The following is a 16297-nucleotide window of genomic DNA, read 5'->3' on the forward strand; positions in this document are numbered from 1 at the left end:
CTGTGGTGCCGCTCGGCGCCACCCGTAGCGAGGTGACGGCATGAGCACCCACCCCGAGCACCAGGCCTCAGAGGGCCCGGAGCCGCTCGATGTGAACGACCCCAGGCTCACCCGGTTCGACATCGTTCGTGAGGGCGCTCGTCGGGACGACATCGAGATCGTCCACTACGAGCCGCAGGTGCTGCCGGGCACCAAGGCGGAGCGTCGGCTGACCCGGGTGGTCGCCGGCTTCTTCCTGATCACCGGCCTGGCCGCGACCGCCTTCCTGGCCATCTACATCTGGTGGCCGTGGCAGTACGAGGCGGGCCGGGGCGGCGACAAGTTCTACACCCCGCTGCTCGGCTTCACCCTCGGCGTAGCCCTGCTCGCCGTCGGCTTCGGCATCCTGACCTGGGGCAAGAAGTTGCTGCCCAAGGAGGTCTCGATCCAGGACCGGCACGAGGGCCAGGTGGACTCCGAAGGCCGCACCATCACCGGCCAGACCATGCTCTACATGGCGGACGAGCTGGGCGTGAAGCGTCGCCCCCTGCTCGGCATCTCGCTGCTGGCCGGTCTCGCGCCGGTCGCCGCGGTCGCCGCGGCGCCGCTGGTCGGCGGTCTGATCTCGCAGCCGCACAAGAACAACCAGATGTTCACCACCGGGTTCTCCACGCCCGAGGGCGGCGAGCGGATCCGCCTGGTCCGCGAGGACGGCCGGCCGATCCGCCCGGCGGACATCAGCACCGGTGGGCAGATCACCGTCTTCCCCGGCATCGACCACGGCGTGAGCAACAGGCACGCCGACTCGCCGACGCTGCTGATCCACCTCCGCGACTCGGACGCGCAGGAGTCGCGCCGGGCCAACGAGAAGATCGGCCACGGCGACTACATGTGGGGCAACTACGCGGCGTTCTCCAAGATCTGCACGCACGCGGGATGCCCGGCCAGCCTGTACGAGCAGCAGACCAACCGGCTGCTCTGCCCGTGCCACCAGTCCCAGTTCCTGATCACCGACAACGCCCGGCCAGTCTTCGGCCCCGCCAGCCGGCGGCTGCCGCAGCTGCCGATCGAGGTGGACTCCGAGGGCTTCTTCGTGGCGAAGTCCGACTTCACCGAGACCGTCGGGCCTGATTTCTGGGAGCGGCCATGAAGCGTCGAAAGTTTGACCTTGCGGCGACGCCGGGCAAGGCCGCGGTGGGAGTGGACGACCGCTTCCAGGTGGCCACCCCGCTGCGCAAGCTGCTGAACAAGGTCTTCCCGGACCACTGGTCCTTCCTGCTCGGCGAGATCGCGCTGTTCTCGTTCGTCGTGCTGCTGCTGACCGGGGTGTTCCTCACCTTCTTCTTCGAGCCGGCGATGACCGAGGTGGTCTACGACGGCAGCTACGCGCCGTTGCAGGGCACCCCGATGTCCGCCGCGTACGCCTCCAGCCTGGACATCTCGTTCGATGTCCGGGGCGGTCTGGTGATGCGGCAGATGCACCACTGGTCGGCGCTGCTGTTCATGGCCGCGATCGTCGTGCACATGCTGCGGGTCTTCTTCACCGGCGCCTTCCGCAAGCCGCGTGAGACCAACTGGATCATCGGTTCGCTGCTGTTCTGGGTGGGCTTCCTGGCCGGCTTCAGCGGCTACTCGCTGCCGGACGACGGCCTGTCCGGCACCGGTCTGCGGATCGCCTCGGCGATCATGCTGTCCATCCCGGTCGTCGGCTCCTGGGTGACCTCGTCGATCTTCGGCGGCGAGTTCCCCGGCACGATCATCATCAGCCGGTTCTTCATCGCCCACGTGCTGCTCATCCCGGGTCTGCTGGTCGCGCTGATCAGCGTCCACCTGGGTCTGGTCTTCAAGCAGAAGCACACCCAGTGGCCCGGCCCCGGCCGGACCAACAACAACGTGGTCGGCGAGCGGATGTTCCCGCGGTACGCGCTGAAGCAGGGCGGCTTCTTCATGGTCGTCTTCGGCGTCATCGCGCTGATGGGCGGTCTGTTCCAGATCAACCCGATCTGGTTGTTCGGCCCGTACGAGGCGTGGGTGGTCTCGGCCGCCAGCCAGCCCGACTGGTACGTCATGTTCCTCGACGGGTCGACCCGACTCATGCCGGCCTGGGAAATCAACATCCCGCTCGGCGACGGGTACGTCATCCCGCCGCTGTTCTGGCCGACTGTCGTGCTGCCCGGCATCCTGGTGGGCCTGTCGACGATGTACCCGTTCCTGGAAGCCCGGCAGCTCAAGGACCGCAAGAGCCACAACCTGCTCCAGCGGCCTCGGGACGCTCCGGCCCGGACCGCCGTCGGCGCCATGGCCGTCTCGTTCTACATCGTGCTGACGCTCTCCGGCGCCAACGACGTGATCGCTGACAAGTTCCAGATCAGCTTGAACGCGATGACCTGGGCGGGCCGCATCGGCCTGCTGGTGGTCCCGCCGCTGGCGTACTACGTCACCTACCGGCTCTGCCTGGGTCTGCAGCAGCACGACCGGGAGGTGCTCGCGCACGGCGTGGAGACCGGCATCATCCGGCGCCTGCCGGACGGCCGGTTCGTCGAGGTGCACCAGCCGCTCAGCGCGTCCAACGGGCACGCTGACGGTCACGGCCAACTGGACTACGTCGGCTGGGTCGTACCCAAGAAGATGAACCGGCTGGGGGCCCTCGGCCCGGCCATCCGGGGCTTCTTCTACCCGATCGAGCGGCCGGTCGAGGCCCCGGTCTCGCCGGGGCACCCGCCGGTCGAGGCCCGACCCGAACGCGAGGAGATCGGCAGCGGCGAGAGCCGCCGCTGACCGCCCAGTCACACCATCGAAAGGGGCGCCCGCTGGATTCCGGTGGGCGCCCCTTCGTATCCACCCCTCCCGACCCATCCGGCCAGGAGTCGGACGGCCCCGACGGGACCGGTAGACCCCGCGCGACGGGCGATCGCAGGAATAACCCCGGTGAGCTGGGTATGCGTGCGGTCCAACGTCTCAAGGGGGGGAAGCATGTTGGGTATCAAACGCCTCGGCCTGTTGGCCGCGCTGGTACTTGTCGGTGTCGCGCCGGCCGCGGCCGCGCAGGCCGCGGCACAGCCGTCAACGCAGGACACCCAGTACCTGCAGGCGGTACACCAGGTCAACCTGTTCGAGATCACCGCTGGTGACCTGGCTCAGCAGAAGGGTCAGGACCAGGGGGTCAAGGACCTGGGCGCGATGCTGAAGACCGACCACACCCAGCTCGACCAGACGGTGCAGCAGACCGCGTCGCAGCTCGGGGTGGAACTGCCGAACGAGCCCACCGCCGATCAGCAGGCGGTCATCGACAAGCTGAACAACGCCAGCGGCGCGGAGTTCGACCGGCTCTGGGTGACCAGTGAGCTGGCCGGTCACGTCCAGTCCATCCAGGCCACCCAGACGGAGATCTCGCAGGGCTCCGAGCAGTCGGTGGTCCAGTTGGCGCAGACGGCGCTTCCGACGCTGCAGACGCACTACGACGAGTTGGTGGCGCTCGCCAACAAGCTGGGCATCCCGGTTCCGCAGACCAGCGCCAGCGGCACGCCCAGCCCGGGCGGCACCGGCACCGAGTCGCCGGCTCCGGGTGGCACCGGCACCGAGTCGCCGGCTCCGGGCGGTGGCAGCACCGAGGTACCGGCTCCCAGCGAGAGCTGACGTAGCCACAAGCAGACGGCCGGCCCACCCTCGCGGTGGGCCGGCCGCCCTGTGTGCGCCACGCGCCGCCCTGCGGCCGGCACCGGCCCCGGAACGGCGACGGGTCAGTCGGCGCTGGCCAGACCGATCGCGAACGTCTCCTCCAGGTCGTGCTGGGAGTACGCCCGGAAGGCGATGTGGGACTCGGTGTTGAGCACCCCCGGGACCTTGGAGATGCTGCCCGCGATGACCTGGGCGATCTGGTCGAACTCACGGACCCGGACGATGGCGATGAGGTCGACGTGCCCGGCCACCGAGTAGACCTCGCTGACACCGGGAAGGTTGGCCAGGTTCTCCGCCACCTCGGGGATCGCATCGGTGGCGCAGTCGATCAGCACGATCGCGGTGATCACGGGGCATTTCTCCGTTCGTCGGCGTCGTCGCCCATGCTAGATGTTCCGGTCCGGGACCGGAGGCGGGAGCATGTTCCGGTCCGGGACCGGAGGCGGGAGCCGTTGGTGCTCAGCCCTGGGCGGGGCAGGGCACGGTCAGGTCGCTGCCGGCCCGGATCACGTCTCGCAGCCGCTCGCCGGCCCGCACGGTCGCGCCCGGCCACACCACGGTGCGGGACACGTCACCGTCCACCCGCGCTCCCGCGCCGACGACCGACTCCACGCAGTGGCCGGTCACCGTCGCGGACTCCTCGACGAGAACACCGCCGGCCGCGGCGTGCAGGTTGGCCGCCAGGTAGTCGGCCGGGGTGCCGGTGTCGAAGAAGGTGCCCGGGTAGGGCACCACGGTCAGGGCGCCCGCTGCCTCGGCCGGACGCCACACGACGCGAACCAGGTCCGAGAAGACGACCGGCAGGTCCCGGACCAGCCGCCAGGGCAGCAGCGAGAAGCCGGTGAAGCAGTGCCCGGCGAAGGTGCCCGGCGCCGCCGGGTCCGCGGCGGGCTGGCCGAGCAGGCGTACGGTGTGCCCGTCCCAGCCGTCGAGCAGGGCGGCCACGTCCGGGCCCGGGGGAGCAGCCGGGTCGGCGAGGTACGCGTCGGCGTTGCCGACCAGCACCGGACGCCCGTCGATCCAGTCCCGCAGGTTGGCCACCCCGCCGGCGGTGCCCAGCGGGTCGCCCGGCTCCACCGACAGGTGTGCGCGGTCGCCGACGTGTGTCACCACCTGGTCGCCGAGGTAGCAGGCGTTCACGGCGACGCGGTCGGGACCGGTCAGGCCCAGGCCGGCCAGCCGCGCCAACGCCCGATCCAGCAGGGGCACGTTGCCCACCGGGCAGAGCGCCTTGGGCAGCCGTTCGGTGAGCGGGCGCAGCCGCGTGCCCTCGCCGGCGGCCAGCACCACCGCGCACAGCTCGGCCGGCACACCGGCCGTGCCGGTCACGGGGTCTCGTCGGGCACCGGCGGCGGGAACTGCCCGGCGAGTGGCCCGATGTCGTAGTAGGCGAGCAGCCGGGCCGTCGGCCAGGTCAGCTTGGGCAGGTCGTCCAGGGGGTGCCAGGCGGCCTCGAAGACCTCCCCGCCGTCGACGGTCAGCTGGGTGCTGGACGCTGGCACCTCGGTCTCGAAGACCATGTCCACCCAGCCCTTGGCGTGCACTATCGCGTTCGGCACCGCCGGGCGCAGCCGGGACGGTGGAAGCCGGACGCCGGACTCCTCGAACAGCTCACGGGCTGCTCCCACCACCGGGGCCTCACCCCGGTTGAGCAGGCCGGCGGGGAGTGACCAACCCTTGCCGGGAGGCTGGCGGAGCATGAGCAACCGACCCGCACCCGTCGCCTCGGTGTCCCGAACCAGGGTCACCGCGCCGACGATGTACTTGGGCACCGCCAACCGGACCAGGCGCCGACGCACCGGCAGTGGCAGCCGGTAGAAGGCCTGGTAGAAGAGGGCCCGAGCGGTGGCGCGGGAGCGGGGGATCATGGCTCCAGGCTAGTGGTCACGAATGTCCTTCGTACGCGCTGGGGCCGGCCGGGTCACTGTCGATGGTCGACCAGGTCGATGAGCTGGCGGACCACGGTGTCCGGTTCGATCACCCGGTCGAAGACCGCGACCAACAGGGTTTCCAGGTCGGGGTAGCCCAACTCCTCGGAGAGGCGCAGTAACGGCAGGTCACTGGCGAGGCCCCGGTTGTGCTGGCGCAGGGCGAGCCCGATGGTGGCCCGACCGAGGCGCACCTTGTCGCTGATCGTGATGCCCGGCTCGGTGTGCTCGGCGAACCATCTGTTGATCTGCATCTGCGCGTGCGGCGACTTGACGAAGGTCAGCCAATCCCGCCGGGGGCCGCGCGGCGCCACGCCGGCCTCGAAGCCGTTGTCGCCGTCGTTCTCGGTGAAGATCTCCACCACGTCGCCCTCGTCCAGCTCGGAACTGAGCGGGGCCAGCCGGCCGTTGATGCGTGCGGCGAGGCAGTGGTCGCCCCGGTCGTTGCCCAGCTCGTACGCGAGGTCGACAGGCGTGGCACCGGCCGGCAGCACGACCTGCCGCCCGTCGGCGAACACCTGGATCTGCCCCTCGGCCAGGTCGCAACGCAGCGACTCGTAGAACTGTGCCGGGTCGGCGGCGTCCGGCTCCCAGTCGAGCACCCGGCGCAGCCAGTCCAACTGCTCGGCACGGGCCGCTGCGGTGCCGCTGCCGGAGCTGGGGAAACGGAAGTCGGCGGCGATGCCGTACTCGGCAGAGCGGTGCATCTCCTCGGTGCGGATCAGCACCTCCACGGTGCGGTCCTGGGGGCCGCAGACGCTGGTGTGCAGCGAACGGTAGAGGTTGTTCTTCGGCGAGGCGATGAAGTCCTTGAAACGGCCGGGCACCGGTCGCCAGGTGCCGTGGATCGCGCCCAGCGCGGCGTAACAGTCGGTGGCCGGGCCGTCGACCACCACCACGATGCGGGGCAGGTCGTACGGGGCGGTGTGGCCGCCGGCGATGGTGTCCTTCCAGATCGAGTAGAGGTGCCGGGGACGGGGGCTCACCTCGGCGTCGACCCGGCTGCGGCGCAGCGCCACCCGGGCCCGGGTGACCACCGAGTCGAGGTACGAATCCCAACCCGGCCGATCGTGCACGTGCCGGGCCAGCCGGGCGTGCTCGTCGGGCTCGAGGTGCAGCAGCACCACGTCGTCCAGCTCGCGTTTGAGGGTCTGGATGCCCAGCCGGTCACAGAGCGGGACCAGCACCTCCTGGGTCTTGCGGGCGATCCGTTCCCGCGACGACGCGGAGCGCACCCCGAGCGTGCGCATGTTGTGCAGCCGGTCGGCCAGTTTGATGATCAGCACCCGGACGTCCTTGGCGGCCGCGACGATCATCTTGCGGACCGTCTCCGCCTCGGCGGCCTTGCCGTAGAACGCCTTGTCGAACTTGGTCACCCCGTCGACCAGGTGGGCCACCTCGCCGCCGAAGTCCTCGGAGAGCGCCTGGAGGGTGTAGCGGGTGTCCTCCACGGTGTCGTGCAGCAGCGCCGCGACCAGGGTGGTGGTGTCCATCCCCAGCTCGGCGCAGATCTGCGCCACCGCGAGGGGGTGGGTGATGTACGGTTCCCCGCTCTTGCGGAACTGCCCGCGGTGCATGTTCTCCGCGATCGTGTAGGCACGGCGCAGCACCGCGGGGTCGGTGCCGGCGTGGATGCCCCGGTGGGTGCGGACCAGCTGGGTGACCGGGTCCGAGTCGGTGGTCGGCCAGCTGAGCAGCGACCGCAGCCGGCGGGCGAGTGGCAGCTCACCCGGCTGTGTCGGCAGGGCGCCCCCCAGGGCGGCGCCGTGTCCGGCGTCGACGTCCACGAGGGACACCTCCTCACCCCGGCTCCACACCGCCGGATCCCGGCGGGGGAGCAGGCCCACGAATCGGGCAGGACTGCACTTCCTTAACAGCCTAAGCGAGTCGACGTAGTCCGATCGGTCAGTTGGTCATGAGCGTTCGGTCGAGAGTTGGTGGGACGCACCGCCCTCGGCCTTCGCCAGCAGGTCACGGAACCGGGCCGCGCCACTCGCCGGGGAGGACCAACCGGAGGACATCTCGACGAGTCGGGTCTCCGGTCGCTCCAACCAGGACAGGATCCGCTCGGACTCCTCGGCGGTCGCCGCCGGCACCGGACCATGCCCGCCGGACACCGTCTCGGCGGTGGCCCGGATCGTGGTCAACGTGGGACGCGGGTGTACGCCCGGCGGGGACACCCCCGCACCGGCCAGTCGGCCGTGCCGGACCAACGCCAACTCCCAGCCGCCCCGGGCGGCCGGTCGGGCCGCGGCCAGCTCGACGATTCCGGTCAGCGCGGCCAGCCGCTGCATCCGCACCGTGGCCCGCAGCACCGCGGCCAGCCGGGACCGCACCACGGCGGCCTCCTCGTAGCGCTGGTCGGCCGAGAGCACGTCGATCCGCGCGAGCAGCGCGTCCACCACCGGCTGAGGGTCGCTGGCCGTCGCGGTGCGGAAGGGCGCGGCCGCGCTGTCGTCGTACTCCTCTGGGGTGATCTTGTGTTCGCAGGGTGCCGGGCAGCGACCCAGCTCGGCCAGCGCGCAGGCCGGCGTGACGGTGCGCAGCGAGAGCCGGTGCGTGCACTGGCGCAGGGGCACCGCGTCGTGGAAACCGGCGGCGGCCAGCTCGGCGGCCCGTCGGGAGGTGAACGGCCCGAGGTATGCCGTGTCGGTGGGGGAGAGGTCGCGGACGATCGACAACCGAGGGTACGGACCGTCGGTCAGCTTGAGCCAGACCATCCGTTCCGGGTATTTGGACCGGCGGTTGTACGGCGGGGCGTGCGCGGCGATCAACCGCAGCTCACGGACCTCCGCCTCCAACGAGTGGGCGCACTCCACCGCCTCGACCCGTTCGGCCGCGCCCAGCATCTCCGAGATCCGGGCGCGCTTCTCGCCGGCGGTGAAGTAGCTGCGCACCCGGGTGGCGATGTCGACCGAGGTGCCCACGTAGAGCGGTCGGTCGTCGGCGGCCCGGAAGATGTAGACCCCGGGGACCTTGGGCAACCCCTCGGCCAGGTGCCGCTTGCGGCGCTGGGTCGGGGTGACCGCGCGGGCGAACTCGATGGCGTCGCCGACCGTGTCCACCCGGTGCCCGCCGAGCCGACCGATCAGCCCGTGCAGCACGTCGACGGTGGCCTTCGCGTCGTCCAACGCCCGGTGGGTGGGCTGGGTGGCGGTGCGGAAGTAGGCGGCCAGGGTGCCCAGCTTGCGGTTGGGCACCTCGTCGCGGGTCAGCACCCGGCGGGCAAGCGCCGCCGTGTCCAGGACCCGGGGGTTGGGCCAGCGGTAGCCGTGCCTGGCGCAGGCGGCCTTGAGGAAACCCACGTCGTACGGGGCGTTGTGGGCCACCAGCACCGCGTCGTCGATGAACTCCAGGAAGCTCGGCAGCACCTGCTCGATCGGTGGCGCCGGCACCAGCATGGCCTGGGTGATGCCGGTCAGCACCGTGATGAACGGCGGAATCGGCTGGCCCGGGTTAACCAGGGTCGCCAGCACCCCCAACTGCTCGCCACCGCGCACCTTGACCGCGCCGATCTCGGTGATGCCGCCGCCGTCCGGAGCGCCGCCGGTGGTCTCCAGGTCGACCACCACGAAGGTCGTCGCGTAGAGCGGCAGCGCCGGGTCCACCCCGCCCACCGCCGGGTCGAGACCGGCCAGTGACTCCTGGACGTACTCCGCCTGTGCCATCGGCGGCACGCTAGCGCCCCGGTCCGACACTCCCGTCGCAGCCGTCCCATCCGTCACCATGGGGCTAGGATGAGAGATCGGCTCACTCACCGGGCGGTGGGCCCGGTCGCGGTGGGAGACTTGCCACATGCCCCTCACCGAGCCGTACGACGACCACCTCCCGCAGGAGGATCCGGTCGCGCTCGACGGTGCTGTGGGCAACCCGGACGACAACGTAGTCACCGACACATCCGGCACATCGGACCCGACAACGGGCGACGGCCCCGCCGCCGAGCCGGAGCCGACCCTGCCCGAGCCGGTCCGGCAGCGGATCGTGACGCTGACTGCCGCGGTGCTGCCCACCCTCGCCACCGACGAGGTCCCGGTGCCGTTGCGCCGGGTGGCCAAGTTCGCCCCCAACCGACGCGCCCGGCTCGGCGCGCCGGTCATCGCCGCCCAGCTCACCGCCGACCCGCTGTTCCGGCAGCGGGTCACCGCGCGGGTCCTGGCCGACGCCGGTGACCTCGGTGCGGCGGTGGTCGAGGGCACCGCGCCGGCCGCCGCCGACCCGGTCGAGGTGGCCGCGCTGGCCTACCTGGCCCGGCCCCGTGGCTGGCGGGAGCTGATCGACGCCAGCGGCGCGGCAGTGCGCGCCGAGGCGGACAGCGCCGTCGTCGCCGAGTTGGTCCGCGAGGCCGAGCAGCGGGCCACCCGGGCCGAGCACGACCGTGCGGTGGCCCGGGTCGAGGCCGAGAAGCTCCGCGACGAGTTGGCCCGCGTCCGGGAGGAGCTGGGTCAGCTCCGCGAGGAGTCCCGACAGGTGGCCCGCACCCTGCGCGAGACCCAGGTCCGCGAGCGCAAGGCCACCGAGCTGTTGGCCACCGAGCGCGGCCGGGCGGCCCGCGCCAGCGCCGACGTGGACGCCGAACTTCGCCGCGCCCGAGCCCGGCTGGCCGAGGCCGAGGCCGCCGCCGGGGTGGCCCGCGCCAGCGCCAAGGAGGCGCGCTCGGTCGACGACGCCCGGCTCTGGCTGCTCCTGGAGACCATCGGCCAGGCCGCCGTCGGGTTGCGCCGGGAGTTGGCGCTCGACCCGGTGGACAAACTCCCGGCCGACTTCGTCGCCGACGCGTTCGCCGAGCAGCCCGGCACCGCCCCGGCCGGCCCCGCCGCCCGCGCCCGCGACACCGACGACCCGGCCCGGCTCGACCAGTTGCTCGCCCTGCCCCGGGCGCACCTCGTGGTGGACGGCTACAACGTCACCAAGCGTGGCTTCGGCGAGATGTCCCTGGAGCAGCAGCGCAAACGCCTGATCACCGGGCTGGGCGGGATCGCCGCGCAGACCGGCGACGAGGTCACGGTGGTCTTCGACGGCGCCGAGCGGATGCACGGGCTGCCGCCCGCGCCGCGCGGCGTACGGGTGCTCTTCTCCCGCAAGGGTGAGACCGCCGACGAGCTGATCCGGCGACTGGTCCGTGCCGAGCCGGCGGGCCGGCCGGTGGTCGTGGTCTCGTCGGACCGCGAGGTCGCCGACGGGGTACGCCGCCACGGCGCGTACCCGCTGGGCGCGGACTCGCTGCTGCGGCGGCTCGCCCGCTCCTGAGGGGACACGTCCTGCTCTGCCGCGCCGCTGCGTGGCCGCGCAGGCTGTCGCATCCGCGCGTGAGCATCGCCGCGACCGCCGAGGGACGGGAGTCGTGTCCGTCCGGCACTGCCTTCACGTGATCCTGAACGAGGAGTGGCAGCACCTGCGCTTCGCCCTGCGTGACCTCGACGCGCAGCGCTGACACCTGGCCCTCACTCGGGCCGCTGTCCGGTGGTTGGTAGTCTGCGGGTCAGCTCGTGACGCAGTGCGTCGGTGCCCGGCTCCATCCAGGTCAGCCGGACGACCAGCTCGTAGGGGCCGCGTCCGGGAGTCGACCACTGTCCGGCTCGCATGGGCGGACTAGTCTGCTGCGGGTCGCGGGTCACGACCACCAGCCGTGGGTCCAGGCGTCCCCGCACCTGGGCGCTGGCCACGTTGACCCAGTCGATGCTGAGTGTGGTCCCCTTCGGTCCGCTCAGGCGCAGCGATTCGTCGGTCAACCGCAGCGGCAGGCGAGGCTGATGCCGCAGCTGCCAGTTGGTGGTCAGCCCGACGCAGCCGCCGATCATGCCGAAGCGCAGCAGCACCTTCCACCACGCCTCGTCGAACACCACCGTGTAGAAGGTGAGGAGGGCCGCGCCGACCAGCACGGCGAGAGCCATGGCGAGGCGAACCCGGCGCGGGGAGTGCCTGAAGTCCACGACTGACGACGCATCGGGATCGGCCACGGTCGCCCAGTGCCCGGGTGGTCGGTCGGCCAAACGATGCCCCTCGTTGGCTCGGTCGGCATGAGTTCGTCGGGTTCGTTGGTCAAGGGCTCCCGGTCGGGTGGGATACCCCGATATCGCTGATCTGGAGTGGATCTAGCCCTGAAACAGGCGGTCGGATCGGGTTGCTGTCGTACCCGGTGGTTAGTGTCGATGTCACCGACGGTGCTCGGTCGGCGACAACCGGAGTCGCCCGTGCGCCGCGAGCCGATCAGGAGGCGTGATGCTCATCGACTGCGACGGGTGCGCGAAGCGGGCCGACGGCTGTTCCGGCTGCCCGCTGACCGCCCTGTTCGACGAGACGTCCCCGGCGGCCGGGTTGGTCGCCGCCGAGGTCGAGGCCATCGAGGTGCTCGCCCGGGCCGGCTTCGACGTGGAGGTGCTGGCCGCGCCCGCGCGCCCGGAGGTCGCTCCCCGCCGCCCCGCCCGCCGGGTCGCCTGAGCCTTACACCGCGCCCGGAAGCAGGCTTCTCGCGGGCCATAGGATGAGCGGTCACGGCGGGAGGAGCGGCGCGATGAGCGAGGTACGGCGGGACGACGGCGGGCTCGTCGGCGGCGCTGCGTCCGGTGGCGTTGCGTCCGGTGGCGCTGCGTCCGGCGGCGGCGATCCGGCCCACCGGGCGGTGACGCGGTGACCCCGCGGGGTTGGGCGCTGCTGACCCTGGCCGGGCTGGCCCTCGTGCTGGTCGTGCTGGCCGCGCTGCTCATCCCGTGGCACCGCCCGCCGGCACCCCGGGCTGACCAGCTCGCCGCGCTGGGCGACCTGCCGGCCGAGCAGGTGGCCAAGGGGCGGGAGTTCCGGGCCGCGCTGCGTCCCGGTGGCTACGCCGCGCTCGCCGTCGGGTTGCTGATCGCGCTCGCGCTCGGGTTGACCCCGCTGGGCAGTCGCCTGGTCGAGCTGGTCGGCCGGCCTTTCGGTGGGCACTGGGCAGCGCAGGCTGTGCTCGGCGGGCTGGCGGTGGTGCTCGTCGCCGACCTGGTGACGCTCCCGTTCGCCGCGTGGCGGCAGAGCGTGCTCACCCGCTACGGGTTGAGCACCAACGGTTGGAGCGGCTGGGCTGTCGACCTGCTCAAGTCGTACGCCGTCAGCGCGGTGATCGGCGCGGTGGCGCTGTTCGGCTTCTACGCGGTCATCCGGCTCGCGCCACGCTGGTGGTGGGCGTTTGGTGCGGCCGGCGCCGCCGTGCTCGTGGTGCTGCTGTCGTTCGTGCTGCCGGTGCTGGTGGAGCCGGTGTTCAACCGGTTCACCCCGATGGAGCAGGGTCCGTTGCGCACCGAGCTGATGAGCATGGCCGCCCGCGACGGGGTGCCGGTGCGTGACGTGCTGGTCGCCGATGCCTCCCGGCGCACCAGGGCGGTCAACGCGTACGTCTCCGGTCTCGGGCCGACCCGACGGGTGGTCGTGTACGACACGCTGCTGCGCGAGGCGACCCCGGCCGAGGTGACCGCCGTCGTGGCGCACGAGTTGGGGCACGCGAAGGACTCCGACGTGGCGGCCGGCACGCTGACCGGTGCGCTGGGTGCCGCGGCCGCCGTGGTGGCGCTCTACCTGCTCGGCTCGTGGGGGCCACTGCTACGGCTGGCCGGTGTCGACTCGGTGGCCCAACCGCGCGCGTTCCCGCTGCTGGTCGCCCTGGTCACGGTGGCCGGGCTGGTTGCCGCTCCGGTGCAGGCGCTGATGTCCCGACGGGTGGAGGCGCGGGCCGACGCGCACGCGCTCGCGCTCACCAACGACCCGGAGTCCTTCGAGTCGATGCAGCGCCGGCTCGGCTCGGTCAACCTCGGTGACCCCGACCCGCCCCGCTGGGAATACCTCTATTCGGCCTCGCACCCGTCCACAGTGGAGCGGATGGCCGCCGCCCGCGCGTACGCCCGGGAGGCCGGCCGATGAACCGCACCCTGCTGATCACCAATGACTTTCCGCCCCGCCCGGGTGGGATCCAGTCGTTCGTGCACCACCTCGCGGTCCGTCAACCGGCCGGCTCGGTGGTCGTCTACGCGTCGAACTGGCGCGGGGCGGCGAAGTTCGACGCCGACCAGCCGTACGAGGTGATCCGGGAGCGCACCAGGGTGTTGTTGCCCACCCCGTTGATCGCCCGCAGGGCGGCCCGGTTGGCTCGCGCGTACGACTGCGACACGGTGTGGTTCGGCGCGGCGGCCCCGTTGGGCCTGCTCGCGGCCGGCCTGCGGCGGCGGGCCGGCATCCGTCGGGTAGTGGCGCAGACCCATGGCCACGAGGTCGGTTGGGCGGCCGTGCCGGCCGCCCGGCCGGCGCTGCGGCGCATCGGTCGGGGTGTGGACGTGACCACCTATCTGGGCGAGTACACCCGCAGCCGGTTGGCCCGGGTGCTGGACGGGGTGACCGAGCTGCGCCGCCTCGCGCCGGGGGTCGACGTGGACACCTACCACCCGAGCTCGGACGGTGAACAGGTCCGGGCCCGGCTCGGTTTGACCGACCGGCCGGTGGTCGTCTGTGTGTCCCGGCTGGTGCCGCGCAAGGGTCAGGACACCCTGATCCGGGCCCTGCCGGAGATCCGCCGCCGGGTGCCCGACGCGGCGCTGCTGATCGTCGGTGGCGGCCCGTACCGGGCGACTCTGGAGAAGCTGGCCCGCCAGGCCGGTGTGGAGCGGGATGTGGTGTTCACCGGCACGGTGCCGTCGGTCGAGTTGCCGGCGCACTACGCGGCCGGTGACGTCTACGCGATGCCGTGCCGGACCCGCAACCGTGGTCTCGACGTCGAAGGGCTGGGCATCGTCTACCTGGAGGCATCCGCGACCGGCCTGCCGGTGGTGGCCGGTGACTCCGGGGGAGCGCCGGACGCCGTCCGGGAGGGGGAGACCGGCTACGTCGTGGGCGGCCGGGACGTCGCCCAGCTCGCCGACCGGCTCGCCCGGCTGCTCGCCGACCGGGACCTGGCCCGTCAGCTGGGCGCGGCTGGCCGGGCCTGGGTGGAACGGGAGTGGCGTTGGGAGACGCAGGCGGACCGCATGGCGGCACTGCTCGCCGGCTGATCGCCGCCCGTGTTCAGCTCTCCCGGGCGGGCGCGTAGTGCGGCACGTACTCCTGGCCGGTGAGCTTCTGGATCGCCGCCATCACCTCGTCGGTGACCGTTCGGATGTCCCGCGGCCCGTTGATCCGTTCGGCGACCGGGATCGGGGGGCCGAACCGGAGGGTGATCGGGTGGCGACGGGGCAGCCGCGCGTCGACCGGCAGCACCTCGGCGGTACCGAGCACGCCGACCGGGATGATCGGCACCCCGGCGTCGCGGGCCAGCCGGGTCATCCCGACCCGGCCCCGGTAGAGCCGCCCGTCCGGGGAGCGGGTGCCCTCCGGGTAGACGGCGACCAGGCCGCCGGAGCGGAGTACCGGGACGGCGGCGTCGAGGGCGCGCAGGGCGGCCCGGCCGTCGGCGCGGTCGACCGGGATGGCGCCCATGCCGGCGACGATCCGCCGGTTGAGCCAGCCGCCCGGACCTCGGCCGTTGAAGTACTCGACCTTCGCCCAGAAGGTGACGTGTCGGGGCGTCGAGCAGACGAGGAACAACTCGTCGGCGACGGACAGGTGGTTGCCGGCGAGGATCGCGCCGCCGTGTCGGGGCAGGTGCTCCAGGCCTTCCACCCGCGGGTGCCAGCCGATTCGTAGCGCGGTGCCGACGGTCAGCTTGGTGACGTCGTACAGCAGGGGCACGTGTCCTCCGGGTCGGTTTTCAGGCGGGCGTCGGGCCGAGGTGCGCGTCCAACGCGGCGTGCAGCAGGGCATCGTCGTCGGTGGCACCGGTGGCCAGCGGCAGGCTGCCCCAGGCCCAGAGTTGGGCGATGCCGTGCAGGTTCGCCCAGAGCGCGCCGGCCAGCACCGCCGCCGGCGCGTCGGTGGGCCGGCGTCCCTGCGCCACCAGGTCGGCCAGCATGGCGAACAGCGGCAGGCTCGTCTCGCGCAGCCGAAGTCGGCCGCTGTCCAGCAGGTCGTGGCGGAACATCAGCTCGAACATGCCGCGGTGGGTCGCCGCGAAGTCCAGGTACGTCCGGGCCAACGCGGTCAGTCGGGTACGGGGGTCCGGATCGACGTCGCGCAACGTTCGCTCGACCTGGGCGGTGAGGTCGGCGAAGCCCTCCCGGGCGATGGCGGAGAGCAGGTCGACGTGGGTGGGGAAGTAGCGGCGCGGTGCGCCGTGCGAGACCCCGGCGCGCCGGGCGATCTCCCGCAGCGACACCGCCGACTGGCCCTCGCGCAGCACAAGGTCCACCCCGGCGGCCACCAACCGAGCCCGCAGCCCCGTCTCGTCCGCGTCCATAGACACTGTCTACCAGTCGCCGTAGACGGTGTCTACCTCGGGGTGAGGGGTCGCCCTCCGACGCCTGGTGCAGTGCCCAGCCGCGACGTCGTCCACCTCGGCGGTGGGGTTGGCTCAAGCAGGCGTGTCTCGGCGGCCTGCCGTGCCGTGCCGTGCCGCCGTGCCGTGCCGTGCCGTGCCGCCGTGCCGTGCCGTGCCGTGCCGTGCCGCCGTGCCGTGCCGTGCCGCCGTGCCGTGCCGTGCCGTGCCCAGATCAGCATGATGCCTGTGAGTCATCAAGATGACTCACAGGCATCACACTCAACGCAGTGTCCGGGCCGCGCTCTGTCCGGTTGCGTCCACGGGAGTGGTGTACGACTTGCCCGTGATGGGCGTGTTGCGTAGATGAGAGACGGCCATCGCGTCGATCCTTCAAGACGACCAA

The 16297-nt window shown here is 72.1% G+C and carries 15 protein-coding genes; 7 read left to right on the forward strand and 8 right to left on the reverse strand.

What is annotated here, in order from left to right:
* Positions 1-40: 40 nt before the first annotated feature.
* The 3 genes from ACIBEF_RS16680 to ACIBEF_RS16690 all read left to right on the forward strand — a co-directional run bounded on the left by ACIBEF_RS16680 (position 41) and on the right by ACIBEF_RS16690 (position 3615).
* Entirely contained in the window at positions 41-1129 is a 1089-nt protein-coding gene (locus ACIBEF_RS16680; RefSeq protein WP_396794152.1) for a ubiquinol-cytochrome c reductase iron-sulfur subunit, read from the forward strand.
* On the forward strand, positions 1126-2757 hold the full coding sequence (locus tag ACIBEF_RS16685; protein WP_396794153.1) for a cytochrome b N-terminal domain-containing protein: 1632 nt from the start codon (positions 1126-1128) through the stop codon (positions 2755-2757). Before ACIBEF_RS16680 ends, ACIBEF_RS16685 begins: the two co-directional genes overlap by 4 nt.
* A gap of 195 nt (positions 2758-2952) precedes the next feature.
* Entirely contained in the window at positions 2953-3615 is a 663-nt protein-coding gene (locus tag ACIBEF_RS16690; protein WP_396794154.1) for a DUF4142 domain-containing protein, read from the forward strand.
* A gap of 104 nt (positions 3616-3719) precedes the next feature.
* On the opposite strand, the gene ACIBEF_RS16695 is transcribed toward ACIBEF_RS16690, so the two are convergent.
* The 5 genes from ACIBEF_RS16695 to ACIBEF_RS16715 all read right to left on the reverse strand — a co-directional run bounded on the left by ACIBEF_RS16695 (position 3720) and on the right by ACIBEF_RS16715 (position 9253).
* Positions 3720-4007 (reverse strand): Lrp/AsnC family transcriptional regulator, encoded by a 288-nt coding sequence (locus ACIBEF_RS16695; RefSeq protein ID WP_124772802.1) that lies wholly within the window; start codon positions 4005-4007, stop codon positions 3720-3722.
* 109 nt (positions 4008-4116) lie between these two features.
* Positions 4117-4986: an NDP-sugar synthase gene (locus ACIBEF_RS16700; RefSeq protein WP_396794155.1), complete on the reverse strand. Its 870-nt coding sequence runs from the start codon at positions 4984-4986 to the stop codon at positions 4117-4119.
* Entirely contained in the window at positions 4983-5525 is a 543-nt protein-coding gene (locus tag ACIBEF_RS16705; RefSeq protein ID WP_396794156.1) for an NUDIX hydrolase, read from the reverse strand. The genes ACIBEF_RS16700 and ACIBEF_RS16705 overlap by 4 nt, the downstream gene beginning before the upstream one ends.
* Before the next feature lie 53 nt (positions 5526-5578).
* Positions 5579-7372 carry a RelA/SpoT family protein gene (locus ACIBEF_RS16710; RefSeq protein ID WP_396794172.1) on the reverse strand — a complete coding sequence of 598 codons (1794 nt, stop codon included), beginning with the start codon at positions 7370-7372 and terminating at the stop codon, positions 5579-5581.
* A gap of 126 nt (positions 7373-7498) precedes the next feature.
* The gene (locus ACIBEF_RS16715; protein ID WP_366608832.1) at positions 7499-9253 is read right to left on the reverse strand and encodes a DEDD exonuclease domain-containing protein; all 1755 of its coding nucleotides are present in this window, start codon (positions 9251-9253) and stop codon (positions 7499-7501) included.
* Between the two features lie 127 nt (positions 9254-9380).
* On the opposite strand from ACIBEF_RS16715, the gene ACIBEF_RS16720 reads away from it, so the two are divergent.
* Positions 9381-10832: an NYN domain-containing protein gene (locus ACIBEF_RS16720; RefSeq protein WP_396794157.1), complete on the forward strand. Its 1452-nt coding sequence runs from the start codon at positions 9381-9383 to the stop codon at positions 10830-10832.
* 194 nt (positions 10833-11026) lie between these two features.
* Here ACIBEF_RS16720 and ACIBEF_RS16725 read toward each other — a convergent pair whose 3' ends face one another.
* A complete protein-coding gene (locus ACIBEF_RS16725) occupies positions 11027-11476 on the reverse strand; it encodes a hypothetical protein (protein ID WP_396794158.1) in 450 nt (149 codons plus the stop codon).
* Positions 11477-11804: 328 nt separating this feature from the next.
* On the opposite strand from ACIBEF_RS16725, the gene ACIBEF_RS16730 reads away from it, so the two are divergent.
* The 3 genes from ACIBEF_RS16730 (at position 11805) to ACIBEF_RS16740 (ending at position 14593) form a co-directional block, all read left to right on the forward strand.
* Complete coding sequence (locus ACIBEF_RS16730; RefSeq protein WP_357234041.1) at positions 11805-12023, forward strand: hypothetical protein; 219 nt, start codon at positions 11805-11807, stop codon at positions 12021-12023.
* A 189-nt stretch (positions 12024-12212) separates the two neighbouring features.
* On the forward strand, positions 12213-13472 hold the full coding sequence (locus ACIBEF_RS16735; RefSeq protein ID WP_396794159.1) for a M48 family metalloprotease: 1260 nt from the start codon (positions 12213-12215) through the stop codon (positions 13470-13472).
* Positions 13469-14593, forward strand: a complete 1125-nt coding sequence (locus ACIBEF_RS16740; RefSeq protein ID WP_396794160.1) for a glycosyltransferase family 4 protein — start codon at positions 13469-13471, stop codon at positions 14591-14593. The genes ACIBEF_RS16735 and ACIBEF_RS16740 overlap by 4 nt, the downstream gene beginning before the upstream one ends.
* 13 nt (positions 14594-14606) lie before the next feature.
* Here ACIBEF_RS16740 and ACIBEF_RS16745 read toward each other — a convergent pair whose 3' ends face one another.
* The gene (locus ACIBEF_RS16745; RefSeq protein ID WP_396794161.1) at positions 14607-15269 is read right to left on the reverse strand and encodes a lysophospholipid acyltransferase family protein; all 663 of its coding nucleotides are present in this window, start codon (positions 15267-15269) and stop codon (positions 14607-14609) included.
* A 19-nt stretch (positions 15270-15288) separates the two neighbouring features.
* Positions 15289-15873, reverse strand: coding sequence for a TetR/AcrR family transcriptional regulator (locus ACIBEF_RS16750; RefSeq protein WP_396794162.1), 585 nt, complete (start codon positions 15871-15873; stop codon positions 15289-15291).
* Between the last annotated feature and the right edge of the window lie 424 nt (positions 15874-16297).

It is taken from the genome of Micromonospora sp. NPDC050795 (assembly GCF_044456785.1).
In the GTDB taxonomy this organism is placed as follows: domain Bacteria; phylum Actinomycetota; class Actinomycetes; order Mycobacteriales; family Micromonosporaceae; genus Micromonospora.

What these genes read in the sequence shown, in the direction of transcription:
- ACIBEF_RS16680 (WP_396794152.1), top strand. Translation starts at nt 41, where the DNA reads ATGAGCACCCACCCCGAGCACCAGGCCTCAGAGGGCCCGGAGCCGCTC.
- ACIBEF_RS16685 (WP_396794153.1), top strand. Translation starts at nt 1,126, where the DNA reads ATGAAGCGTCGAAAGTTTGACCTTGCGGCGACGCCGGGCAAGGCCGCG.
- ACIBEF_RS16690 (WP_396794154.1), top strand. Translation starts at nt 2,953, where the DNA reads ATGTTGGGTATCAAACGCCTCGGCCTGTTGGCCGCGCTGGTACTTGTC.
- ACIBEF_RS16705 (WP_396794156.1), bottom strand. Translation starts at nt 5,525, where the DNA reads ATGATCCCCCGCTCCCGCGCCACCGCTCGGGCCCTCTTCTACCAGGCC.
- ACIBEF_RS16715 (WP_366608832.1), bottom strand. Translation starts at nt 9,253, where the DNA reads ATGGCACAGGCGGAGTACGTCCAGGAGTCACTGGCCGGTCTCGACCCG.
- ACIBEF_RS16720 (WP_396794157.1), top strand. Translation starts at nt 9,381, where the DNA reads ATGCCCCTCACCGAGCCGTACGACGACCACCTCCCGCAGGAGGATCCG.
- ACIBEF_RS16725 (WP_396794158.1), bottom strand. Translation starts at nt 11,476, where the DNA reads ATGGCTCTCGCCGTGCTGGTCGGCGCGGCCCTCCTCACCTTCTACACG.
- ACIBEF_RS16730 (WP_357234041.1), top strand. Translation starts at nt 11,805, where the DNA reads ATGCTCATCGACTGCGACGGGTGCGCGAAGCGGGCCGACGGCTGTTCC.
- ACIBEF_RS16740 (WP_396794160.1), top strand. Translation starts at nt 13,469, where the DNA reads ATGAACCGCACCCTGCTGATCACCAATGACTTTCCGCCCCGCCCGGGT.
- ACIBEF_RS16750 (WP_396794162.1), bottom strand. Translation starts at nt 15,873, where the DNA reads ATGGACGCGGACGAGACGGGGCTGCGGGCTCGGTTGGTGGCCGCCGGG.